The 21,565-nt window shown below is 59.2% G+C and carries 24 protein-coding genes; 3 read left to right on the top strand and 21 right to left on the bottom strand.

All coding sequences use genetic code 11. From position 1 onward, the window contains the following. Nucleotides 1–54 precede the first annotated feature (54 nt). A complete protein-coding gene (locus tag BK667_RS33795) occupies nt 55–450 on the top strand; it encodes a helix-turn-helix domain-containing protein (protein ID WP_259698299.1) in 396 nt (131 codons plus the stop codon). Next, on the top strand, nt 354–1,289 hold the full coding sequence (locus BK667_RS33790) for an IS3 family transposase (RefSeq protein WP_311198940.1): 936 nt from the start codon (nt 354–356) through the stop codon (nt 1,287–1,289). The genes BK667_RS33795 and BK667_RS33790 overlap by 97 nt, the downstream gene beginning before the upstream one ends. A gap of 172 nt (nt 1,290–1,461) precedes the next feature. Here BK667_RS33790 and BK667_RS32710 read toward each other — a convergent pair whose 3' ends face one another. The 21 genes from BK667_RS32710 to trmJ all read right to left on the bottom strand — a co-directional run bounded on the left by BK667_RS32710 (nt 1,462) and on the right by trmJ (nt 20,437). Further along, the gene (locus BK667_RS32710) at nt 1,462–2,253 is read right to left on the bottom strand and encodes an amidohydrolase (RefSeq protein WP_123600071.1); all 792 of its coding nucleotides are present in this window, start codon (nt 2,251–2,253) and stop codon (nt 1,462–1,464) included. Continuing rightward, entirely contained in the window at nt 2,241–3,389 is a 1,149-nt protein-coding gene (locus BK667_RS32705) for a pyridoxal phosphate-dependent aminotransferase (protein WP_123600070.1), read from the bottom strand. The genes BK667_RS32710 and BK667_RS32705 overlap by 13 nt, the downstream gene beginning before the upstream one ends. A gap of 234 nt (nt 3,390–3,623) precedes the next feature. Continuing rightward, the gene (gene der, locus BK667_RS32695; RefSeq protein WP_123600068.1) at nt 3,624–5,093 is read right to left on the bottom strand and encodes a ribosome biogenesis GTPase Der; all 1,470 of its coding nucleotides are present in this window, start codon (nt 5,091–5,093) and stop codon (nt 3,624–3,626) included. 236 nt (nt 5,094–5,329) lie between these two features. Further along, nucleotides 5,330–6,481, bottom strand: a complete 1,152-nt coding sequence (bamB, locus tag BK667_RS32690; RefSeq protein ID WP_123509366.1) for an outer membrane protein assembly factor BamB — start codon at nt 6,479–6,481, stop codon at nt 5,330–5,332. Continuing rightward, nucleotides 6,474–7,115 carry a tetratricopeptide repeat protein gene (locus BK667_RS32685; RefSeq protein WP_123410236.1) on the bottom strand — a complete coding sequence of 214 codons (642 nt, stop codon included), beginning with the start codon at nt 7,113–7,115 and terminating at the stop codon, nt 6,474–6,476. The genes bamB and BK667_RS32685 overlap by 8 nt, the downstream gene beginning before the upstream one ends. A 40-nt stretch (nt 7,116–7,155) precedes the next feature. Continuing rightward, on the bottom strand, nt 7,156–8,445 hold the full coding sequence (gene hisS / locus BK667_RS32680; protein WP_123509365.1) for a histidine--tRNA ligase: 1,290 nt from the start codon (nt 8,443–8,445) through the stop codon (nt 7,156–7,158). Between the two features lie 23 nt (nt 8,446–8,468). Continuing rightward, complete coding sequence (ispG, locus tag BK667_RS32675; protein WP_054045372.1) at nt 8,469–9,578, bottom strand: flavodoxin-dependent (E)-4-hydroxy-3-methylbut-2-enyl-diphosphate synthase; 1,110 nt, start codon at nt 9,576–9,578, stop codon at nt 8,469–8,471. Between the two features lie 3 nt (nt 9,579–9,581). Further along, nucleotides 9,582–10,604 carry a RodZ domain-containing protein gene (locus BK667_RS32670; RefSeq protein ID WP_123509364.1) on the bottom strand — a complete coding sequence of 341 codons (1,023 nt, stop codon included), beginning with the start codon at nt 10,602–10,604 and terminating at the stop codon, nt 9,582–9,584. Continuing rightward, nucleotides 10,604–11,362, bottom strand: coding sequence for a type IV pilus biogenesis/stability protein PilW (gene pilW / locus BK667_RS32665; protein WP_123509363.1), 759 nt, complete (start codon nt 11,360–11,362; stop codon nt 10,604–10,606). Before pilW ends, BK667_RS32670 begins: the two co-directional genes overlap by 1 nt. 17 nt (nt 11,363–11,379) lie before the next feature. After that, complete coding sequence (gene rlmN, locus BK667_RS32660) at nt 11,380–12,522, bottom strand: dual-specificity RNA methyltransferase RlmN (protein WP_123509430.1); 1,143 nt, start codon at nt 12,520–12,522, stop codon at nt 11,380–11,382. 28 nt (nt 12,523–12,550) lie between these two features. Then, nucleotides 12,551–12,976 carry a nucleoside-diphosphate kinase gene (gene ndk, locus BK667_RS32655; protein ID WP_007916882.1) on the bottom strand — a complete coding sequence of 142 codons (426 nt, stop codon included), beginning with the start codon at nt 12,974–12,976 and terminating at the stop codon, nt 12,551–12,553. A 92-nt stretch (nt 12,977–13,068) separates the two neighbouring features. Further along, entirely contained in the window at nt 13,069–13,269 is a 201-nt protein-coding gene (gene iscX / locus BK667_RS32650) for a Fe-S cluster assembly protein IscX (protein WP_008147746.1), read from the bottom strand. Nucleotides 13,270–13,283: 14 nt separating this feature from the next. Beyond that, nucleotides 13,284–13,625: an ISC system 2Fe-2S type ferredoxin gene (gene fdx / locus BK667_RS32645; RefSeq protein WP_123509362.1), complete on the bottom strand. Its 342-nt coding sequence runs from the start codon at nt 13,623–13,625 to the stop codon at nt 13,284–13,286. Then, nucleotides 13,625–15,490: a Fe-S protein assembly chaperone HscA gene (gene hscA / locus BK667_RS32640; protein ID WP_123509361.1), complete on the bottom strand. Its 1,866-nt coding sequence runs from the start codon at nt 15,488–15,490 to the stop codon at nt 13,625–13,627. Before hscA ends, fdx begins: the two co-directional genes overlap by 1 nt. A 51-nt stretch (nt 15,491–15,541) precedes the next feature. Next, nucleotides 15,542–16,063, bottom strand: a complete 522-nt coding sequence (hscB, locus tag BK667_RS32635) for a co-chaperone HscB (RefSeq protein WP_123509360.1) — start codon at nt 16,061–16,063, stop codon at nt 15,542–15,544. An 8-nt stretch (nt 16,064–16,071) separates the two neighbouring features. Then, complete coding sequence (gene iscA, locus BK667_RS32630) at nt 16,072–16,395, bottom strand: iron-sulfur cluster assembly protein IscA (RefSeq protein WP_054045385.1); 324 nt, start codon at nt 16,393–16,395, stop codon at nt 16,072–16,074. A gap of 28 nt (nt 16,396–16,423) precedes the next feature. Beyond that, nucleotides 16,424–16,810 carry a Fe-S cluster assembly scaffold IscU gene (gene iscU / locus BK667_RS32625; RefSeq protein ID WP_003443374.1) on the bottom strand — a complete coding sequence of 129 codons (387 nt, stop codon included), beginning with the start codon at nt 16,808–16,810 and terminating at the stop codon, nt 16,424–16,426. Between the two features lie 83 nt (nt 16,811–16,893). Next, entirely contained in the window at nt 16,894–18,108 is a 1,215-nt protein-coding gene (locus BK667_RS32620) for an IscS subfamily cysteine desulfurase (RefSeq protein WP_054045387.1), read from the bottom strand. A 50-nt stretch (nt 18,109–18,158) separates the two neighbouring features. Next, nucleotides 18,159–18,650 carry a Fe-S cluster assembly transcriptional regulator IscR gene (gene iscR / locus BK667_RS32615; RefSeq protein ID WP_054045389.1) on the bottom strand — a complete coding sequence of 164 codons (492 nt, stop codon included), beginning with the start codon at nt 18,648–18,650 and terminating at the stop codon, nt 18,159–18,161. Nucleotides 18,651–18,887: 237 nt separating this feature from the next. Next, the gene (cysE, locus tag BK667_RS32610) at nt 18,888–19,664 is read right to left on the bottom strand and encodes a serine O-acetyltransferase (RefSeq protein ID WP_123509359.1); all 777 of its coding nucleotides are present in this window, start codon (nt 19,662–19,664) and stop codon (nt 18,888–18,890) included. A 2-nt stretch (nt 19,665–19,666) separates the two neighbouring features. Then, nucleotides 19,667–20,437 (bottom strand): tRNA (cytosine(32)/uridine(32)-2'-O)-methyltransferase TrmJ, encoded by a 771-nt coding sequence (gene trmJ / locus BK667_RS32605; RefSeq protein ID WP_054613614.1) that lies wholly within the window; start codon nt 20,435–20,437, stop codon nt 19,667–19,669. 145 nt (nt 20,438–20,582) lie between these two features. Here trmJ and suhB point away from each other — a divergent pair, with 145 nt between their 5' ends. Beyond that, nucleotides 20,583–21,401, top strand: coding sequence for a type III secretion system regulator SuhB (gene suhB / locus BK667_RS32600; protein ID WP_092278434.1), 819 nt, complete (start codon nt 20,583–20,585; stop codon nt 21,399–21,401). The last annotated feature ends 164 nt before the right edge of the window (nt 21,402–21,565 follow it).

The following is a 21,565-nucleotide window of genomic DNA, read 5'->3' as shown; positions in this document are numbered from 1 at the left end:
GTGTCTCGTCCTGAATAAGGTTTACACCTTCTGACTTCTCATCAGGAAGGTGCAATGGATACGGGCGCAAAACGCAGTCAGCGCGATTACACGCTGACTTTTAAATTGTCGGTTGTCGACCAAGTCGAAAAAGGCGAGTTGAGTTATAAAGAGGCTCAACGGCGCTACGGGATTCAGGGCCGGTCGACGGTGCTGGTTTGGTTACGCAAGCATGGCCGGCAGGACTGGAGCCAAGGCGCTTCCATTCGCTCCCAGAGGGTCCGACCGATGGACGAGCCTACTTTGCCATTAACTCCCGAGCAGAGAATCAAAGAGCTTGAGGAGCAGTTGGCGCTGGCGAATCAGAAAGCCAAATTCTTCGAAGACGTGGTCGATGTCCTGAAGAACGACTACGGCGTATCTGTCGTAAAAAAGCGGCCCGGCAAGTCGTTGCGCAAACCCAAACCCTGAGTGTCAGCAGGGCTTGCCAGTTTATGGGGATCAGTCGCCAAGCCTTTTACAAACGTGATCGGGTCTATCGAACTCGGATCGAGCAGGATCAGAAGCTCATGCAGTTTGTGCAGGAGATCCGCGTACGCCAACCCTGCCTAGGCACACGCAAACTGCACTCGATGATGCATGAGAAGCACGATAGACCAGAACTGCATGTTGGTCGGGATCGTCTGTTTGAGGTTTTGCGTGAGCACCGGCAATTGGTTCGCAGGAAACGGGCCTATCACAAGACAACCGACAGCCATCATCACCTTCACTGCCATCCCAATCTACTGAAGCCTGGCCCGCAGCAAGTCGCGGCCTCCGGTCCGGAACAGGTCTGGGTGGCGGATATTACTTACCTATCAACCAAACGGGATGATCCGGTCTACCTGAGTTTGGTGACGGATGACTTCTCGAGGAAGATTGTCGGTTATCACGTGCATGGCAGCCTCCATGCCGACTCGGTGGCCCAAGCTTTGCGCATGGCTCTGAAAACACGCCGAACACGCCAGCAACTGGTTCATCACTCGGATCGAGGTGTGCAGTACTGCTCGGCGCTTTATCAAAAGCTCCATGCCAAGCATGGCATTACGTGCTCGATGACCGATGGCTACGATTGCTATCAAAACGCCAAGGCAGAGCGGGTTAACGGCATCTTGAAAACCGAACTTTTGCTCCACCGGCCGACAGACCTGGCAAGCGGAGCGGATGGTGCGGGAGGCAATCTTGATCTACAACCAGGAACGCCCGCACCTGTCCTTGAAATACAAAACGCCCGATGCGGTGCATCGGGCGTTAGGGTGAAACAGGTGTAAACCTATTTCAGGACTAGACATCGTTCCCACGCTGATCGTTCCCACGCTCCGCGTGGGAATGCCTCAAGGGACGCTCCGCGTTCCAGCTCCCGAATGGGACGCGGAGCGTCACGGGCTGCATTCCCACGCAGAGCGTGGGAACGATCGGCTAAGGCTGCGATCTTTTTCGGTATCAGGTGAACTCGAAGGTATCGGCATCCAGATTCGCCGGAAACCGCGTGCGATAGGCCGCCAGTTCCGCCGCATCCAGCACCACCTGAAACACGCCATCCGCCTCTCCGGCACTGAGCAACGTCTCACCCTGGAAATCCAGCACCTGACTGTCGCCGGTATAGGCGAAGCCCTTGCCGTCTGTACCAATCCGGTTCACCGCCGCCACATAGCACAGGTTCTCGATGGCCCGGGCTGGTAGCAAACGGTTCCAGTGCTGACGCCGCGCACCCGGCCAGTTCGCGGTGTACAGCAGCAGGTCGGTGTCCTGGGCATCTCGACTCCACACCGGGAAACGCAGGTCGTAGCAAATCAGTGGCCGAATCCGCCAGCCCTTGAGCTCGAACTGCACCTGACGCTCGCCGGGGGTGTAGTGGTTGTGCTCGCCAGCCATGCGGAACAGGTGGCGCTTGTCGTAGTGCAACACCTCGCCGTCCGGCCGCGCCCAGAGCAGACGATTGCGGTGACTGCCATCGGCGGCCTGGACGATGACGCTGCCGGTGATCACTGCAGCGTATTTTTCCGCCTGAATCCGCAGCCATTTGCTGGTCGGACCGTTTTCCGCTTCGGCCAGTGTCTCGGACTCCATGGAAAACCCGGTGGTGAACATCTCCGGCAGAATGATCAGGTCCGCGCCGCGCGCCTGTTCCAGCAATTGCTCGAAATGCTCCAGGTTGGCCTGGCGGTCGTGCCAGGCCAGGGTGGTCTGGATCAGCGCGATGTTCAGGTTGGGCAGCGCACTCAGATCACGCATAGTTTTGCCGCTGCTTCACGCAGGGTCTCCTCGCGTTTGGCGAAGCACAGGCGCACCAGGCGCTGGCCTTCGGGAGGGTTCTGGTAGAACACCGAGATCGGGATGCTCGCCACGCCGTGTTCGCGGGTCATCCACAGCGACATCTCGACGTCGTTGAGGTCCGGGCGGATCTGCGAATAATCGACCAATTGGAAATAGGTGCCGGTGACACGGGTCAAGCTGAAGCGCGACGGTGCCAGCAGATCGCAGAACAGATCGCGCTTGGCCTGGTAGAAACCCGGCAGTTCTTCGACGTGCTCAGGGTGCTCGGCCATGAAGTCGGCCAAGGCAAATTGCAGCGGGGTCACGCCGCAGAAACTGACGTACTGGTGCACCTTGCGCAGTTCCGCCGTGAGGGCTGGCGGTGCGACGACGTAGCCGGTTTTCCAGCCCGTGACGTGATAGGTCTTGCCGAAGGAGCTGACCACGAAGGCGCGTTGATACAGCTCTTCGTGATTCAGCACGCTGACGTGAGGCACGCCGTCGAATACCAGGTGTTCGTAGACTTCGTCGCTGACCAGGTAGATGTCGCGATCACGAATCAAATCCGCCAACTGATCCAGTTCGGCGCGACTGATCAGCGCACCGCTCGGGTTGTGCGGCGAATTGATCACGATCATCCGCGTACGCGGGGTAATCGCCTCGGACAGCTTCTGGAAGTCGATGGAGAAATCATCCCGCCCGAGCTGCACGTGGACGCAGCGGCCACCGGCCAGTTCCACCGACGGCTCGTAACTGTCGTAGCACGGATCGAAGACGATCACTTCGTCGCCGCTGTGGATAACCGCCTGAATCGCACAGAAGATCGCTTGAGTGGCACCGGGCGTGACCGTCACTTCATGATCGGCATCCACGCTGACGCCGTAGCTGCGGGCGATCTTCGCCGCAATCTGCTGGCGCAATGCCGGCAGGCCGGTCATCGGCGAATATTGGTTGTGCCCTTGGGCAATATGCCGGCCCACCGCATCGCACAAGGCCTGGGGCGCATCGAAATCGGGAAACCCTTGGGACAGGTTGATCGCCCCGGTCTGCGCCGCGAGCTGAGACATCTGAGTGAAGATAGTGATGCCGACATTCGGCAGCTTACTGGTGATCATCGGTGGTTCCCTGCTCTGCACCCGGCTCTAACGGCGGCGCGGGAGAGCCCGAGGATAGCCCATACGGTGCCCATAAAAAAAGGGCGCCTGCTGGCGCCCTCTCTACATTGATCGTTCCCACGCTCTGCGTGGGAATGCATCCCGTGACGCTCTGCGTCACATCCGCGGTGGACGCAGAGCGTCCATGGCGTCATTCCCACGCGGAGCGTGGGAACGATCAGGTACTCACCTGAATCAGCGCTTATCGCGGCGCTTCTTGTCGGCTTTCTTGTGGTGCGACATCATCCGGCGCTTCTTGTTGACCTGGCGGTCGGTGAGCGACGTCTTGTTGCCTTCGTACGGGTTCTCGCCGCCCTTGAACTCGATGCGGATCGGCGTACCGACCAGCTTCAAGACACGACGGTAAGTGTTTTCCAGATAGCGCACATAAGACTTCGGCACTTTCTCGATCTGGTTACCGTGAATCACGATGATCGGCGGGTTGGCGCCACCCAAGTGGGCATAACGCAGCTTGATCCGGCGGTTGTTGACCATCGGCGGCGCGTGTTCGCCCACCGCATCTTCCAGAATCGTGGTCAGGCGGTTGGTCGGCCAGCGGGTGACCGCGGACTTGAACGAGTTCTGTACCGAGGCGTAGAGGTTGCCCACGCCCGTGCCGTGCAGGGCCGAGATGAAGTGAATGTCGGCGTAGTCGACGAAGAACAGTCGACGTTGCAGCTCGACCTTCACGAAGTCGCGCTCACTCGGCGTCATGCCGTCCCATTTGTTGATCGCGATGACCAGCGCACGACCCGACTCAATGGCGAAGCCCAGCAGGTTGAGGTCGTGATCGACCACGCCTTCGCGGGCGTCCATCACGAAGATCACCACGTTGGCGTCTTTGATCGCTTGCAGGGTTTTGACCACGGAGAATTTTTCGACTTCTTCGTGGATCTTGCCGCGCTTGCGCACACCGGCGGTGTCGATCAGCGTGTACTTCTCGTCGTTACGCTCGAACGGGATGTAGATGCTGTCACGGGTGGTGCCGGGCTCGTCATACACGATGACCCGGTCTTCACCGAGCATGCGGTTGACCAAAGTCGACTTGCCGACGTTCGGCCGGCCGATGATGGCGATCTTGATCCCGTCTTTTTCGCTCGGGCCAGGAATGCGCTTGGCTTCCTCGCCTTCGGCAACGATCTCTTCTTCGCCTTCTTCCAGCTCGTCAGCGTCTTTCGGGAAGGTGCTCAGGGCGATTTCGAGCATCTGGGTGATGCCGCGACCGTGGGCGCCGGCGATTGGAATCGCGTGGCCCATGCCCAACGGGGCGAACTCGGCGCGGGCCATTTCAGGGTCGATGTTGTCGACCTTGTTGGCAACCACGTAGGAACGCTTGTTACGTTTGCGCAAATGCTCGGCGATCATCTGGTCGGCGGCGGTGAAACCGGCCTTGGCATCTACCAGGAACAGAACAACATCCGCTTCTTCAATGGCCAGCAGCGACTGCTCGGCCATTTTTTCGTCCATACCGTGCTCGTCACCGGAGATACCGCCGGTGTCGACCAGAATGTAGGAACGCCCTTGCCACTTGGCCTCACCGTATTGGCGATCACGGGTCAGACCGGACAAGTCGCCGACGATGGCGTCGCGAGTCCTGGTCAGGCGGTTGAACAAGGTGGATTTACCGACATTCGGTCGGCCCACCAGGGCGATTACGGGAACCATGCGGCTCTCCACTTCGTTAATTCAGAAAATACAAAAGCCGCTGCGAGGCAGCGGCTGGTGCTCGGGGCAATCACTGTGGGCTTCATGTGGGAGCGAGCCTGCTCGCGAAAAACGCTTAGGCACCGCGTTCATCCAGGCCGTAAACGTTATCGTTGACGTCCTTCGCGAGCAGGCTCGCTCCCACATTAATGCTCACAGGTGAAGCCGCTTGGGATTACCCAAGCATAGTCAAATCTTTACTTAATGGTCAGGGCTTCCAGTTTGCCACTGTTGCCATACACATAAATCGTGTCACCCACCACCAGCGGACGGGCACGCAGGCCGTCGCTGTCGATGCGTTCGCGACCGACGAAGCGACCGTCCACCTGGCTCAGCAGGTGCAGGTAGCCTTCCATGTCGCCGACTGCAACGTAGCTGGAGAACACTTCCGGAGCCGACAGTTGACGGCGAGCCAGCGAATCGTTGCTCCACAAGGCTGTGGTGGAACGTTCGTCGACGCCTTCAACGGTGCCGGAAGACAGGCTCACGTAAACGTTGCCAAAACCCTGGGCGACGCCGGCATAGCTGGAAGCATCACGCTGCCAGAGCTGACGACCGCTTTGCAGGTCCAGTGCCGCAACGCGACCCTGGTAGCTGGCCACGTACAGGGTTTCGCCGGACAACAGCAGACCGCCGTCGATGTCGACCACGCGCTCCAGTTCCGAACGCCCCTGTGGAATGGCAACCCGTTGTTCCCACACCGGCACGCCGTTGGAAATGTCGAGAGCAACCACTTTACCGGTCGACAGGCCAGCCACCGCGAGGCGGTTGGTGACGATTGGCGCACTGGTGCCACGCAGGGTCAGGACCGCCGGCGTGCTGTCATACAACCAGCGCTGGGTACCGGTAGCCGCATCCAGGCCGATCAGACGATCGTCCTGAGTCTGAACCACCACAACGTCACCGTTGTTGGCCGGCGGTGCGAGGACTTCGCTGGTCACGCGAGCGCGCCATTTCTCTTCGCCATTGGTCGCGTCCAGGGCAACGATTTCACCCTTGAGCGTACCGATCGTGAGCAGACCGTAACCTACGCCAACGGCGCCGGAAACAGGCAAGTCGAGATCTTTCTTCCATTTGACGTCGCCATTGCTGCGATCCATCGCCACGACTTCACCCGTGACGTCGGCGGCATAGATGGTATCGCCATCGATTGCCGGTACCAGCATGTTGTAGGTTTCGCCCTGACCGTCACCGATCGAACGACTCCACTGCTTTTGCAGAACCACTTCTTCTTTGAAGTCGGTCAACTCGGCCGGCGGCAATTCTTTTTTGCTGTTGCTGCTGCAACCCGCGGCCAGAACGGCCAGAGCCAGCAATGCTGCATGTTTCCAACGGATCACGTCACGCATCCCCTTTGGCCAGGTCGTCCAGCTTGATTTGTAGGCCGCCGACTGCCGCTTCATCCGACAGTGCTGCCTTGGCTTTTTGATACGCCGTGTTCGCTTCATCGGTGCGACCCAACTGCACCAGCAGGTCGCCCTTGAGTTCTTCGCGAGTGGCCAGGAACGACTTGTCGGCATCGCCTTCAAGCAGTTTCAGGGCGTCTTCGACCTTGTTCTGTGCCGCCAGCACCTGAGCCAGACGCTGACGGGCGATTTCGCCCAGCGCCGGGTTGGCCGGTTTGGCGGTGATGGCTTTCAGCTCGGTGGCGGCGTCGTCCAGCTTGCCGCTGTCGACCGCGACTTTCGCGACGAACAGGCTGCCGTATTGCGCGTAGGCCGAACCGCCGAACTCGCTGTTAAGCTTGCCGGCCAGGTCCGCTACACGGGCTGCGTCAGGCTTGCCATCAGGCGTCAGCGTGGTTTCCAGCAGTTGCTGATAGAGAATCGAGGCGCCTTGCGACTGATTGCTCTGATACTTGTGAAAGGCCTGCCAGCCGAACACGATGACCAGCGCCAACAGGCCGCCAGTGACCAGGGGCTTGCCGTTACGTGTCCACCAGTCCTTCAAATCCGCCAGTTGTTCGTCTTCGGTACTCGACACCCCAATACTCCTTAATCGCTAAATCGGCTGTTTGACAGCTTCAACCCTGCACGACGCAGGTGGCCAGGTGTGCAGCGAGCGCATCCCAGGCAATGCTTTGTTGTTCGCCCTGGCCACGCAGGGGTTTGAAACCTACCACTTGCTGGGCCATCTCGTCGTCACCGAGGATCAGCGCATACAACGCACCGCTCTTGTCGGCTTTCTTGAACTGACTTTTGAAACTGCCGGCGCCGGCATTGACTTGCAGGCGCAGGTTGGGCAATTGGTCACGAACACGTTCACTCAGGGTCAGACCCGCCAGCTCCGCGGCTTCACCGAAGGCGCAGAGGTAGACGTCGACCTGACGGGAGATCTCTTGCGGGATCTGCTCCAGGGTTTCGAGCAGCAATACCAGGCGCTCGATGCCCATGGCGAAACCAACGCCCGGGGTCGGCTTGCCGCCCATCTGCTCTACCAGACCGTCGTAACGACCGCCGGCACATACGGTGCCCTGGGCGCCCAACTTGTCGGTGACCCATTCGAAAACGGTCTTGCTGTAGTAATCCAGCCCGCGAACCAGCTTCGGGTTGATCACATAAGGAATGCCGGCAGCGTCGAGACGGGCCTTGAGGCCCTCGAAGTGCACGCGGGATTCGTCGTCGAGGTAGTCGGCCATTTTCGGCGCGTCAACCAAAACCGCTTGTGTGTCGGCGTTCTTGGTGTCCAGAACCCGCAGCGGGTTGGTCTTCAGACGGCGCTGGCTGTCTTCGTCAAGCTTGTCCAGGTGCGCCGACAGGAACTCGACCAGGGCTTCGCGATAACGACCACGAGACTCGCTGGTGCCCAGGCTGTTGAGCTCGAGCTTGACCGCATCACGGATGCCCAGCTCGCCCCACAGGCGCCAGGTCAGGATGATCAGCTCGGCGTCGATGTCCGGACCGTCGAGGTTGAACACTTCGACACCGATCTGGTGGAACTGGCGATAACGACCTTTCTGCGGACGTTCGTGGCGGAACATCGGGCCGATGTACCAGAGTTTCTGCACCTGGCCGCCGCCGGTGATGCCGTGTTCGAGCACCGCACGCACGCAGGCCGCCGTGCCTTCAGGGCGCAGGGTCAGGGAATCGCCGTTGCGGTCGTCGAAGGTGTACATCTCTTTTTCGACGATGTCGGTCACTTCACCGATGGAGCGCTTGAACAGCTCGGTGAACTCGACGATCGGCATGCGGATCTGCTTGTAACCGTAGTTATCCAGCAAACGCGAGACGGTGCCCTCGAAATGACGCCACAGGGGCGTCTGCTCGGGCAGGATGTCGTTCATGCCACGTATGGCTTGCAGAGACTTGCTCACTATCAATCCTTAAATTCGTTCGATCAGCCGCGAGCGATAACTGCTGCGTCGGCTTCGACCTTTTCGGCCGCTTTCTGGCGGATCAAGCGTTCAAGCTCATCCACCAGATTTTCATTCGTCAGTTTCTGCGACGGCTTGCCGTCGATGTAAATCAGGTTTGGCGTGCCGCCGGTCAAGCCGATATGGGCTTCCTTGGCTTCGCCCGGCCCGTTGACCACGCAACCGATAACCGCGACATCCAGCGGCACCAGCAGGTCTTCGAGGCGCCCTTCCAGCTCGTTCATGGTTTTGACCACATCGAAGTTCTGCCGCGAGCAGCTCGGGCAGGCGATGAAGTTGATACCACGGGAACGCAAGTGCAGGGATTTGAGAATGTCGTAGCCGACTTTCACTTCCTCGACCGGGTCAGCCGCCAACGAGATGCGAATAGTATCGCCAATCCCTTCGGCGAGCAGCATACCGAGGCCCACGGCGGATTTCACCGTGCCTGAGCGCAAACCACCGGCTTCGGTGATGCCCAGGTGCAGCGGCTGGACGATTTCCTTGGCCAGCAAGCGGTAGGCGGCGACGGCCATGAACACGTCGGATGCCTTCACGCTGACCTTGAAATCCTTGAAATTCAGGCGTTCCAGGTGCTCGACGTGACGCAAGGCCGACTCGACCAGCGCGGCCGGGGTCGGCTCGCCGTATTTCTTTTGCAGGTCTTTTTCCAGGGAACCGGCGTTCACGCCGATGCGGATCGGAATCCCGCGGTCACGGGCGGCATCGACCACCGCACGCACGCGGTCTTCACGACCGATGTTGCCCGGGTTGATGCGCAGGCAGTCAACGCCCAGTTCGGCTACGCGCAACGCGATCTTGTAGTCGAAGTGAATGTCGGCCACCAACGGCACTTTGACCAATTGCTTGATCTTGCCGAACGCCTCGGCGGCATCCATATCCGGCACCGAAATGCGCACGATATCGACGCCTGCGGCTTCCAGGCGATTGATCTGGGCCACGGTGGCGGCCACGTCATTGGTGTCGCTGTTGGTCATGCTCTGCACAGCGATAGGCGCATCGCCGCCAACAGGCACGTTACCGACCCAGATTTTGCGGGATTCGCGACGTTTGATTGGAGATTCGCCGTGCATGACTTATTGACCCAACTTCAGGCGAGCAGTCTCGCCACTGGTGAACGGAGCGACATCAACCACCTGCCCGTTGTAGCTGACCTGTGCGCCACGGGCAAAGCCCAGACGCACGGCAAACGGTGGCTTGCCGCTCACGGAAACGTTTTCGCCCTTGCGCTTGAGACCGCTCAACAGCACTTTGCCGTTGCCATCGGTCACTTGCGTCCAGCAATCGGCGGTGAACAGCAGTTGCACCGAGCCTTGGCCAGCCACTGGAACAGTTGCGGCCGGCGCAGCAGCAACCGGGGCCGCCGGAGCAGCCACGGTCGGTGCCGGAACTGCCGGCGCTGGAGCAACTGGCGCGGCAACCACTGGAGCGGCGTTGTGAACCGGTGCCGCAGGTGTTGCAGCCGGGGCTACAGGCGCTGGAGCAGGCGCAGCGGCTTCAGCTTCGGCCGGTGCTTCAGTCGATGTCTCGGATTGCGGCAACGCCAGAGCGGTCCCCGCTTCAGTCTGACCTTCCGCGACAGCCTGGTCTTCCGGCTCGTCCAGCGGATGGATCTGGGTGGTGCCGTCGGCACCTTCGACTTCTACGTGTTCCGGGGCCAGGGTGGCCAGGTCTTTAGTGCGCAATGAGGTTTGATCCTGCCACCAGACAAAACCACCGCCAATCACCGCGATCAGCAATAACAGGCTGACAATGCGCAAAATGGTGTGGGAAACCCGAACCGGCTCTTCGATACGACCCAGGCTGTGGACGTTGCTGCCCTGGGAGTCGGTGCCGGTGGATTGGTCGAATTGCTGGACCAGAACGGTCTGGTCCATGCCGAGCAATTTGGCGTACGCGCGAATGTAACCGCGAGCGAAGGTGTGCCCTGGCAGCTTGTCAAAAGCGCCGGCTTCCAGATTGCCCAAGGAATTGACGGTGAGGTTGAGCTTGAGGGCCACTTCGGCCAGCGACCAGCCATTGCTTTCGCGGGCCTGGCGCAAAGTATCACCGGGGTTAACGCGATTCGCTGCTACAACTTCGGGATGCGCCGCTTTCATCATTGCTCCGACAGGTATTGCTGATATTCCGGCGTACCGGGATAGAGTCGTTTTAATTGCAGGCCAAAACTGGCGGCCTTGTCGCGATCTTCAAACACTTTTGCCAGCCGAACGCCGAGCAATAGACTACGTGCATTTTGTTCGGTGAGCAGGCTAAAACGGTCGTAATAGTCACGCGCGGGCACATAATGCCTGTCTTCGTAAGACAACTCAGCCATTTCCAGCAATGCACGCGGTTGTTGGCGGTTCAAACGCAGGGCTTTTTCCAGTTGCTGCTGGGCCAGGTCACGCTGGCCGAGCTTCGAAGCGGTCATACCCAGGTTCTCGAACACCCGCGAACGCTCAGGATACAGGGTATCGGCGGCGGCCTGTTCAAAGCGCTCGTAGGCTTCCTTGTATCGTTTCTCTTCGTACAGAAAACTGCCGTAATTGTTCAGGATGCGTGCATCGCCGGGGCGGGAGGACAGCGCTTTGCGAAAATGCTGGTCGGCCAGCTCCGGCTCCATCTCGGCCTGAAACACCAGCCCTAGCGCCGCGTTGGCGTCAGGGTCCGAATTATCCAGGTCCAGCGCCTTTTTCAACGGCACTTTCGCCCGCTCGGTCATCCCTTGCTGCAAGTACCCCAGCCCCAGCTGCACGTAGGCGACACGCGCTTCATCGCGGCCCTTGCTGGTCTTCATCGGGTTGAAATCGCCCGACAGGACACAACCAGCACAAAGGCTGGCCAACAGCACAAGCAGCGCAAAGCGCAGGGACATAGAGATCCTCTCTTAATTTATTTCGCGGCGTTTTGCGCCATATCGTTCTCGGCGCTCAACTCGCGCACGGCGATATAACGTTCGCTGCGACGGGTGCGATCCAGCACCTGCCCTACCAATTGGCCACACGCGGCATCGATGTCTTCACCACGGGTGGTGCGTACGGTGACATTGAAGCCGGCATGGTGAAGCTGATCCTGGAAACGGCGAATGGCGTTGTTGCTCGGACGCTCATAGCCGGAATGCGGGAACGGGTTGAACGGAATCAGGTTGATCTTGCACGGTACATTCTTGAGCAACTCGATCATCTCGACCGCGTGTTCAACTTTGTCGTTGATGTCCTTGAGCATGGTGTACTCAATGGTCAGCACGCGTTTTTCGCCCAGGGTCGCCATGTAGCGCTGGCATGACTCGAGCAGCATCTTAAGCGGATACTTTTTGTTGATCGGCACCAATTGGTTACGCAATGCGTCATTCGGTGCGTGCAGCGACAACGCCAGGGACACGTCGATGTGCTTGGCCAGCTCATCGATCATCGGCACCACGCCCGACGTGGACAGGGTGACGCGGCGCTTGGAGATCCCGTAGCCCAGGTCATCCATCATCAGATGCATGGCGGCCACGACGTTGTCGAAGTTCAGCAGCGGCTCGCCCATGCCCATCATCACCACGTTGGTGATGGCACGGTCGGCGGTCGCCGGGATGCTGCCGAACGATTTATTGGCAATCCACACCTGGCCGATGACTTCGGCGGCGGTGAGGTTGCTGTTGAAACCTTGCTTGCCGGTGGAGCAGAAACTGCAATCCAGGGCACAGCCTGCCTGGGACGAAACGCACAGAGTGCCGCGTTTGCCCTGGGGAATGTAGACGGTTTCGACGCAGCTGCCGGACGCCACGCGCACCACCCACTTACGGGTGCCGTCGGTGGAAATGTCCTCGCTGACGACTTCAGGACCGCGAACTTCAGCAATCACCTTGAGCTTGTCGCGCAAGGCTTTGCTGACGTTCGTCATGGCGTCGAAATCATCGACGCCAAGGTGGTGAATCCATTTCATTACCTGACCGGCACGGAAACGCTTCTCCCCGATTGAGTCGAAGAATTTTTCCATTTCCAGCTGAGTCAGACCCAGCAGGTTAGTTTTTACAGTCGATGTAGTCATGGATTCACCTTCACTCATAAGCCAATGCTTAGCGAGTGGTTACTTCAGTAGCTGCGAAGAAGTACGAGATTTCGCGAGCAGCAGCGGCTTCGGAGTCCGAACCGTGTACGGCGTTGGCGTCGATGGAATCAGCGAAGTCAGCGCGGATGGTGCCGGCAGCAGCTTCTTTAGGGTTGGTAGCGCCCATCAGCTCACGGTTCAGAGCGATAGCGTTTTCGCCTTCCAGAACCTGAACAACAACCGGGCCGGAGATCATGAAAGCAACCAGGTCGCCGAAGAAACCGCGAGCGCTGTGTTCAGCGTAGAAGCCTTCAGCTTCGGCTTTGGACAGTTGCTTCAGTTTCGAAGCTACAACGCGCAGGCCAGCTTTTTCAAAACGAGTGGTGATCTCGCCAATAACGTTTTTTGCAACAGCGTCAGGCTTGATGATGGAGAAAGTACGTTGAACAGCCATGGTGTAACTCCAGAAACGGTAATTTGTGAAAAATTAAACCCGCGAATTATACGCGGGTTCTTTGGTATTGCCTAACTGCGTACGGCGCAGACTCAGTCTGCTTCTTCGATCCAGGCCGCCTGAATGGCTTCAAGCACCTTCTCGCCACCGCGGGTCGGATCATCGCTGAACTCCGGCAATGCCAGCACCCATTTGTGCAGATCGACGAAGTTCACGTAACGCGGGTCCACATCCGGCTTGGATTCAGCCAGTTGGATCGCGATTTCCAGCACATCAACCCATTTCAGACTCATGACAATTCCTTGAATCAGTGCGGCGCTTCGGCAGCATGGTTGAGCGAGTATTTCGGAATCTCGACGGTCAGGTCTTCATTCCCGACGAGTGCCTGACAGGCTAGACGAGATTGCGCCTCCAGACCCCAGGCCCGATCAAGAAAGTCTTCTTCCAGTTCGTCGGCTTCTTCCAGCGAGTCAAAGCCTTCACGAATGATGCAGTGACACGTGGTGCAAGCGCATACGCCGCCGCAGGCGCTCTCCATCTCGATATGGTGTTCATGGGCCAGCTCGAGAATGGAAGTACCGGGCTCAGCCTCCACAACCATACCGTCCGGGCAAAACTTATCGTGTGGCAGAAAAATGACCTGCGGCATCAGTTATCCTCGATTTCATTCAGGTTGCGCCCCGCCAGCGCGGCTTTCACCGTCGAGTCCAGGCGGCGGGCAGCAAAGGCATCGGTCACTTGCGACAGACGCTTGGTCTGCTGCTCGATGGCATAACCATCGGTGCCTTTCATCAATTCGGTCAGTTCCTGCATCTGCAACTCGATGACCATGCGCTCTTCGGCGTCGAGCAGACGTTCGCCGTCGACATCGAGGGCGCCCTGCACCGCTTCGATCAGGCGCTGGGCATCGACTTGCTGCTCACGCAACACGCGGGCGACTTTGTCGTTGTTGGCGTACTCGAACGAATCCTTGAGCATCTTGGTGATTTCACCGTCAGTCAGGCCGTAGGACGGTTTGACCTGGATGCTGGCTTCAACGCCCGAACCCAGTTCGCGGGCGGCGACACTGAGCAGACCGTCGGCATCGACCTGGAAGGTCACGCGAATCTTCGCCGCACCGGCCACCATCGCTGGAATGCCGCGCAGTTCGAAGCGGGCCAGGGAGCGGCAGTCGCTGATCAGCTCGCGCTCACCCTGCAACACGTGAATCGCCATGGCCGACTGGCCGTCTTTATAGGTGGTGAAGTCCTGGGCGCGAGCGACGGGGATGGTGGTGTTGCGCGGAATCACCTTCTCCATCAGACCGCCCATGGTTTCCAGCCCCAGGGACAACGGAATCACGTCGAGCAGCAGCAATTCGCCGCCATCGCGCTTATTGCCAGCCAATGTATCGGCCTGAATCGCGGCACCGATGGCCACCACTTGATCCGGGTCGATTTCGGTCAGCGGTTGGCGACCGAAGGCTTCGGCGACGGCTTCGCGAACACGAGGAACACGAGTCGAACCACCGACCATGACCACGGCGTGCACTTCTTCCAGCTCGATGCCGGAATCACGCACGGCGCGGCGGCAGGCTTTGAGGCTGCGAGCGACCATCGGCTCAATCAGCGCATCGAAGGCTTCGCGGGTCAACTGGGCTTTCCAGTCACCATAAGCAACTTCAACGGTCGCCACAGTGGTCAGCGCTTCTTTGGCCGCACAGGCAGTTTGCAGCAGATTGCGTTGCGCGCCCGGATCAAGGTCGGCGGACAAACCCGCGCTCTCGATGATCCAGCCAGCGATGGCGTGGTCGAAGTCATCGCCGCCCAGGGCACTGTCGCCCCCGGTGGCCAGCACTTCGAACACACCGCCGGTCAGGCGCAGAATCGAAATATCGAAAGTGCCGCCGCCCAGGTCATAAATGGCGACCAGGCCTTCGGCATGTTGGTCCAGACCGTAAGCCACCGCAGCGGCAGTAGGCTCATTGAGCAAACGCAGCACGTTGAGGCCGGCCAGTTTGGCCGCGTCCTTGGTGGCTTGGCGTTGAGCGTCGTCGAAATAGGCTGGAACGGTGATCACCGCGCCGACCAATTCACCGCCCAACGTCGCCTCGGCGCGCTGACGCAGCACCTTGAGGATTTCGGCGGAGACTTCGACCGGGCTTTTTGGGCCTTGCACGGTGTCGATGAACGGCATGTGCGACTCGCCACCGACAAAGCGGTACGGCAGTTGGTCGCCCAATTGCTTGACGTCGGACAGACCACGACCCATCAAGCGCTTGACCGACAGCACGGTGTTCAAGGGATCGGTAGCGGCCGACAGCTTGGCGGATTCGCCCACTTCCACGCGATCGGCGTGATAGCGCACGGCAGACGGCAGGATGACCTGCCCTTTAGCGTCAGCCAGAGGCTCGGAAAGACCACTGCGCAATGCAGCGACCAGCGAATTGGTAGTGCCCAAGTCGATCCCCACAGCCAGACGACGCTGGTGCGGTTGAGGACTTTGGCCGGGTTCGGCGATCTGCAGTAGGGCCATCGTTATCAGGACTTATCTGTATATCAGGCGTGCGACCGGAGCGGCACTGGGTTAATCGTCGAGGCGCTCTTCTAACTGGCGCACTTCGTAGGTGAGCTTGTCGAGGAACTGCATGCGCCGCATCAGGCGTTCGGCCTGTTCACGTTGCGCTGCATCATCCCAACAGGCTGCGAAGCTTTCGTTCAGTTCATCCTGCGCAACCTTCAAGCGACGCTTGAACACGGCAATGCCGGCCAGGTCGGCGCTGTCTTGCAGGTCTTCGAGCTCTTCGCGCCATTGCATCTGCTGCAGAAGAAACTCCGGATCATGCACCGTGACCTCCAGCGGCAACTCGCGACCACCCATGGCGAGCAAGTAGCGCGCGCGTTTCGGGGGGCTTTTGAGCGTCTGGTAGGCCTCGTTGAGGTTCGCGGATTGCTCGAGCGCCAGCCGCTGCTCGCGCTCGGGAGCGTCGGCAAAGCGGTCTGGATGAACACCGCGCGCCAACTCACGATAGCGCGTGGCCAACTGCTCGAGATCCAGACGGAAGCTCGGCTGCAGTTCAAATAAAGCGAAATGACAAGGAATACCCACGCGCAGCCTCAGATGTTGAAGCTTTCGCCGCAGCCACACTCACCGCGTACGTTGGGATTGTTGAACTTGAAGCCTTCGTTCAACCCTTCCTTGACGAAATCGAGCTCGGTGCCGTCCAGGTAGGACAGGCTCTTAGGGTCGATGATCACTTTCTCGCCGTGACTCTCGAACACCTGATCCTCTGCAACCACCTCGTCGACAAACTCCAGCACGTAGGCAAGGCCGGAACAGCCTGTGGTGCGAACACCCAGACGAATCCCTTCACCTTTGCCGCGCCCGTTGAGGGAGCGTCGCACGTGTTGAGCTGCCGCTTCTGTCATGCTGATAGCCATCGTTGACTCCTTACTCGTCGCCCAATGCTTAGATCAAGCCTTTCTTCTGCTTGTAGTCGCGAACGGCCGCTTTGATAGCGTCTTCAGCAAGTACGGAGCAGTGAATTTTCACTGGCGGCAAGGCCAGTTCTTCGGCTAGCTGAGTGTTCTTGATGGTCTCTGCTTCATCCAGAGTCTTGCCTTTCATCCACTCGGTCGCCAGGGAGCTGGAGGCGATAGCCGAACCGCAACCGTAGGTCTTGAACTTGGCGTCTTCGATGATGCCTTGCTCGTTAACCTTGATCTGCAGACGCATCACGTCGCCGCACGCCGGAGCGCCGACCATGCCAGTGCCGACATCCGGGTCTTCCGCGTCCATCTTGCCGACGTTGCGCGGGTTCTCGTAGTGGTCGATGACCTTTTCGCTGTAAGCCATGATTCTTAATCCTCACTCATCAGAGAGTCGCTCTTGAGCCCCATAAACCTGAGTTCACAGGGCCGGTTTGCGGCGACTTGAAATCAGTGTGCCGCCCACTCGATTTTCGAAATGTCGACACCGTCTTTGTACATGTCCCACAGCGGCGACAGAGTGCGCAGCTTGGTAACGGCCTCGCAGACTTTCTGCGCGGCGTAGTCGATCTCTTCTTCGGTGGTGAAACGGCCGAAGGTGAAGCGAATCGAGCTGTGTGCCAGTTCGTCGTTGCGGCCCAGGGCGCGCAGTACGTACGAAGGCTCCAGGGAAGCCGAGGTGCAGGCCGAACCGGACGAAACCGCCAGATCCTTGAGGGCCATGATCAGCGACTCGCCTTCAACGTAATTGAAGCTCAGGTTCAGGTTGTGCGGTACGCGGGCGGTCATGCTGCCGTTGATGTACAGCTCTTCCAGGCCTTCGACCTGTTTGAAGAAGCGGTCGCTCAAGGCTTTGATGCGCACGTTCTCGGCAGCCATGTCTTCCTTGGCTACGCGGAAGGCTTCGCCCATGCCGACAATCTGGTGGGTCGCCAGGGTGCCGGAACGCATGCCACGTTCGTGACCGCCGCCGTGCATGGTCGCTTCGATGCGAACACGCGGCTTGCGGCTGACGTAGAGTGCGCCGATACCTTTAGGACCGTAGGTCTTGTGGGCAGAGAACGACATCATGTCGACTTTCAGCTTCGACAGGTCGATGTCGACCTTGCCGGTGGACTGAGCCGCGTCAACGTGGAACAGAATACCCTTGGAGCGGGTCAGCTCGCCGATGGCTGCGATGTCGTTGACGGTGCCGATTTCGTTGTTCACGTGCATGATCGAAACCAGGATGGTGTCGTCACGCAGGGCAGCTTCGACCATCTCCGGGGTCACCAGACCATCGGTGCGCGGCTCGATGTAAGTCACTTCGAAGCCTTCACGTTCCAGTTGGCGCATGGTGTCGAGGACAGCCTTGTGCTCAATCTTGGTGGTGATCAGGTGTTTGCCTTTGGTCGCATAAAAATGCGCCGCACCCTTGATTGCCAGGTTGTCGGACTCGGTGGCACCGGAGGTCCAGACGATTTCACGCGGGTCGGCGTTGACCAGGTCGGCGACCTGACGACGGGCGTTTTCGACGGACTCTTCAGCTTTCCAGCCGAACACGTGGGAACGGGACGCCGGGTTACCGAAGTTTCCGTCGACCAGCAGGCATTCACTCATCTTTTGCGCGACACGCGGATCAACCGGGGTGGTCGCAGAGTAATCAAGGTAAATCGGCAATTTCATGGACTATCTCCTAAATCAGGCTGGCTGGCGTGCCGCTAGCTCTTTGGCTGTCATTCGACGGCGGACGCTTCAATCTTGTCCAGGCGTGGCGCCTTGCCATTGCAACGGCGCTGGTCCTGACGCTGGGCTACTTCTTGCACCTCACGGCGAGTCACAAGGTCAGCCAAGCTGATACCACTCAGAAATTCGTGAATCTGCAGGCTCAGATCGCACCACAAGTGGTGGGTCAGACAGGTGTCGCCTTGATGGCAATCACCCTGCCCCTGGCATTTGGTTGCATCGACCGATTCGTTTACCGCATCGATCACTTGGGCGACCTGGATGCCCTGCATGTCGCGGGACAGTTGGTAACCGCCGCCCGGACCACGAACGCTGGAGACCAGATTGCTACGACGCAATTTGGCGAAAAGCTGTTCGAGGTAGGACAGGGAGATGCCTTGGCGCTCGGAGATATCGGCCAGGGACACCGGCCCGTGCTGCGCATGCAACGCCAGGTCAAGCATGGCGGTCACGGCGTATCGGCCTTTTGTAGTCAGTCTCATGGACAATTACCACGGAGTTCGGAATGGGGGCGAGTATGCTATTCCCGAGTATTTAAGTCAACTATAAGACCTAGTACTTTAGTCAGGTTTACCCGCAAAAGAGCGCGCGCATCATAGCAAAGGCTGGCGGCGTACCACCAGTAAATGCGCGTTATCGTTCTTCGCGGGCAAGCCTCGCTCCTACATGGATTGCTCCCCTGTAAGAGCGAGGCTCGCCCGCGAAGGGATCAGCGCGGTCTAGCCAGCCTTGGTTTCGTCTTTGTCTTTTACGCAGGCGAAGTCTTCTTCACGCAGCTCAGGCAAATCCTTGGCGCAGTAGTTACTGCCCAGATCCTTCAGCGCGCCACACATGCCTTCCAGACGACCATCGACCGCTTGCAGGTGATCCAGCAGTTGACCAATGGCACGCGCCACCGGGTCGGGCATGTCTTCGCCGACACCATAAGCATCGAAGCCGATTTTCTCGGCCATGGCCTTGCGCTTGGCGTCCAGCTCATCATCGGACTTGACGATGATCCGCCCTGGAATCCCGACCACTGTCGCACCCGGCGGCACGGCCTTGGTCACCACCGCATTGGAACCCACCTTGGCCCCGGCGCCCACTGTGAACGGCCCGAGCACCTTGGCGCCCGCCCCCACCACAACTCCGTCTTCCAGGGTCGGATGACGCTTGCCCTTGTTCCAACTGGTGCCGCCCAGGGTCACGCCCTGATACAGGGTGACGTCATTGCCGATTTCGGCGGTTTCACCGATGACAATGCCCATGCCGTGGTCAATAAAGAAGCGACGACCGACCTTGGCTCCCGGGTGAATCTCGATCCCGGTCAACCAACGGCCGAAGTTCGATACCAACCGCGCCAGCCACTTCCAGCCCATGCCCCACAGGGCCGACGACAGGCGATGAATCCAGATGGCATGCATGCCGGGGTAGCAAGTCAGGACTTCAAAAGCGTTACGCGCAGCCGGATCACGATGGAAAACACTCTGGATATCTTCACGCAAACGCTCGAACATTTTTAATCCTTCCGCTTAAGAAGCTCGCCACGGGCCGCTTTCTGGGTTTCCGTGAGGATGCCACGCAATATATTCATTTCCGCCCGGCTGACCGAGCTTCGTCCGTACAACCGACGCAGGCGCGCCATCAAGTGCCGCGGCTTTTCCGGGTCGAGGAATTCAATGGCTACCAGGGTTTGCTCCAGGTGTTCATAGAATCGCTCCAGCTCATCCATGGTCGCCAGTTCGCCACTTTTGGTGGACGCCACTTCATCCTTCTCGACCTTGCTCGGCTGACCTTGGGCCGCGAGCCAGGACATGCGCACTTCATAACTCAACACCTGCACCGCTGCCCCAAGGTTCAGCGAGCTGAACTCAGGGTCTGATGGGATGTGCACGTGATAATGACATCGCTGCAGCTCTTCATTGGTCAGGCCGGAATCTTCACGACCAAAGACCAGGGCGATTTCCGCACCTTGCGCCGCTTCCTCGACCACTTTCGTACCGCATTCGCGGGGATCGAGCAGCGGCCAGGGAATGCGCCGGTCACGGGCGCTGGTTCCGAGGACCAGATTGCAGCCGACCAAGGCATCTTCCAAGGTGGCGACGACTTGCGCGTTTTCAAGGATGTCCCCGGCACCGGAGGCGCGGGCATCCGCCTCGTGATGCGGGAACAACCTCGGTTCGACCAGCACCAGCCGCGACAGGCCCATGTTCTTCATGGCACGCGCAGCCCCGCCGATGTTGCCAGGGTGGCTGGTATTGACCAGGACGACACGAATGTTATGCAGCACGGGAGGCGTTCTCGAACACAAAATGGGGAGCCGAATCTTACAGTTCATCCTACCGTTAAGCTATGAAAGCGAACACCGACCTTCACCTGTAGAAAAGTTCTGATAGAATGCCCGGCTTTCTTTAACAACCTTAGGTGACACATCCATGCAGCCCATGCTGAATATCGCGCTGCGCGCCGCCCGCAGCGCCAGTGAATTGATCTTCCGCTCCATCGAGCGCCTGGATACCATCAAGGTCGACGAAAAAGACGCCAAGGATTACGTATCCGAGGTGGATCGCGCCGCTGAGCAAAAAATCATCGACGCGCTGCGCAAGGCTTACCCGAACCACTCGATCCTCGGTGAAGAAACCGGCATGCACGCCGGCAACGGCATCGAAGGTGAAGAGTACTTGTGGATCATCGATCCACTGGACGGCACCACCAACTTCCTGCGCGGCATTCCTCACTTCGCTGTCAGCATCGCCTGCAAATACCGCGGTCGCCTGGAACACGCTGTAGTTCTGGACCCGGTTCGCCAGGAAGAATTCACCGCCAGCCGTGGTCGCGGCGCTCAACTGAACGGTCGTCGCCTGCGCGTCAGCGGTCGCACCAGCCTGGACGGCGCCCTGCTCGGCACCGGTTTCCCGTTCCGTGACGACCAGATGGACAACCTCGACAACTACCTGGGTATGTTCCGCGCCCTGGTTGGCCAGACTGCCGGCATCCGCCGCGCCGGCTCGGCCAGCCTGGACCTGGCCTACGTGGCTGCCGGTCGTTTCGACGCGTTCTGGGAGTCGGGCCTGTCCGAGTGGGACATGGCTGCAGGCGCCCTGCTGATCCAGGAAGCCGGCGGTTTGGTGAGTGACTTCACCGGTGGTCATGACTTCCTTGAAAAAGGCCACGTCGTTGCTGGTAACACCAAATGCTTCAAGGCAGTTCTGACGGCGATCCAGCCGCACCTGCCGGCTTCGCTGAAACGCTAAGCGAACGCCCACAAAAAAAAGCACCTTTCGAGGTGCTTTTTTTATGCCTGGAATTCGCATGCGCCAGCTGTAGGAGCAAAGCTTGCTCGCGATGGCGTCGTAACTGCCGACATTTTTTGTGGATGTGAGACCGCTATCGCGAGCAAGCTTTGCTCCTACAGAGT

Origin of the sequence: Pseudomonas frederiksbergensis, assembly GCF_003732705.1 — a bacterium.
In the GTDB taxonomy this organism is placed as follows: Bacteria; Pseudomonadota; Gammaproteobacteria; order Pseudomonadales; family Pseudomonadaceae; genus Aquipseudomonas; species Aquipseudomonas frederiksbergensis_F.
This window is presented reverse-complemented; position numbering and strand designations above follow the sequence as displayed.

Excerpts from the sequence above, each read along its gene's own strand:
- iscR (WP_054045389.1), bottom strand. The coding sequence starts at position 18,650 with ATGAGACTGACTACAAAAGGCCGATACGCCGTGACCGCCATGCTTGAC.
- ispG (WP_054045372.1), bottom strand. The coding sequence starts at position 9,578 with ATGCACGGCGAATCTCCAATCAAACGTCGCGAATCCCGCAAAATCTGG.
- bamB (WP_123509366.1), bottom strand. The coding sequence starts at position 6,481 with ATGCGTGACGTGATCCGTTGGAAACATGCAGCATTGCTGGCTCTGGCC.
- iscX (WP_008147746.1), bottom strand. The coding sequence starts at position 13,269 with ATGAGTCTGAAATGGGTTGATGTGCTGGAAATCGCGATCCAACTGGCT.
- BK667_RS32705 (WP_123600070.1), bottom strand. The coding sequence starts at position 3,389 with ATGATCACCAGTAAGCTGCCGAATGTCGGCATCACTATCTTCACTCAG.
- rlmN (WP_123509430.1), bottom strand. The coding sequence starts at position 12,522 with ATGACTACATCGACTGTAAAAACTAACCTGCTGGGTCTGACTCAGCTG.
- BK667_RS33795 (WP_259698299.1), top strand. The coding sequence starts at position 55 with ATGGATACGGGCGCAAAACGCAGTCAGCGCGATTACACGCTGACTTTT.
- cysE (WP_123509359.1), bottom strand. The coding sequence starts at position 19,664 with ATGTTCGAGCGTTTGCGTGAAGATATCCAGAGTGTTTTCCATCGTGAT.
- BK667_RS32710 (WP_123600071.1), bottom strand. The coding sequence starts at position 2,253 with ATGCGTGATCTGAGTGCGCTGCCCAACCTGAACATCGCGCTGATCCAG.
- iscA (WP_054045385.1), bottom strand. The coding sequence starts at position 16,395 with ATGGCTATCAGCATGACAGAAGCGGCAGCTCAACACGTGCGACGCTCC.
- der (WP_123600068.1), bottom strand. The coding sequence starts at position 5,093 with ATGGTTCCCGTAATCGCCCTGGTGGGCCGACCGAATGTCGGTAAATCC.
- iscU (WP_003443374.1), bottom strand. The coding sequence starts at position 16,810 with ATGGCTTACAGCGAAAAGGTCATCGACCACTACGAGAACCCGCGCAAC.
- pilW (WP_123509363.1), bottom strand. The coding sequence starts at position 11,362 with ATGTCCCTGCGCTTTGCGCTGCTTGTGCTGTTGGCCAGCCTTTGTGCT.
- BK667_RS32620 (WP_054045387.1), bottom strand. The coding sequence starts at position 18,108 with ATGAAATTGCCGATTTACCTTGATTACTCTGCGACCACCCCGGTTGAT.
- BK667_RS32670 (WP_123509364.1), bottom strand. The coding sequence starts at position 10,604 with ATGAAAGCGGCGCATCCCGAAGTTGTAGCAGCGAATCGCGTTAACCCC.
- ndk (WP_007916882.1), bottom strand. The coding sequence starts at position 12,976 with ATGGCTGTTCAACGTACTTTCTCCATCATCAAGCCTGACGCTGTTGCA.
- suhB (WP_092278434.1), top strand. The coding sequence starts at position 20,583 with ATGCAGCCCATGCTGAATATCGCGCTGCGCGCCGCCCGCAGCGCCAGT.
- fdx (WP_123509362.1), bottom strand. The coding sequence starts at position 13,625 with ATGCCGCAGGTCATTTTTCTGCCACACGATAAGTTTTGCCCGGACGGT.
- hscA (WP_123509361.1), bottom strand. The coding sequence starts at position 15,490 with ATGGCCCTACTGCAGATCGCCGAACCCGGCCAAAGTCCTCAACCGCAC.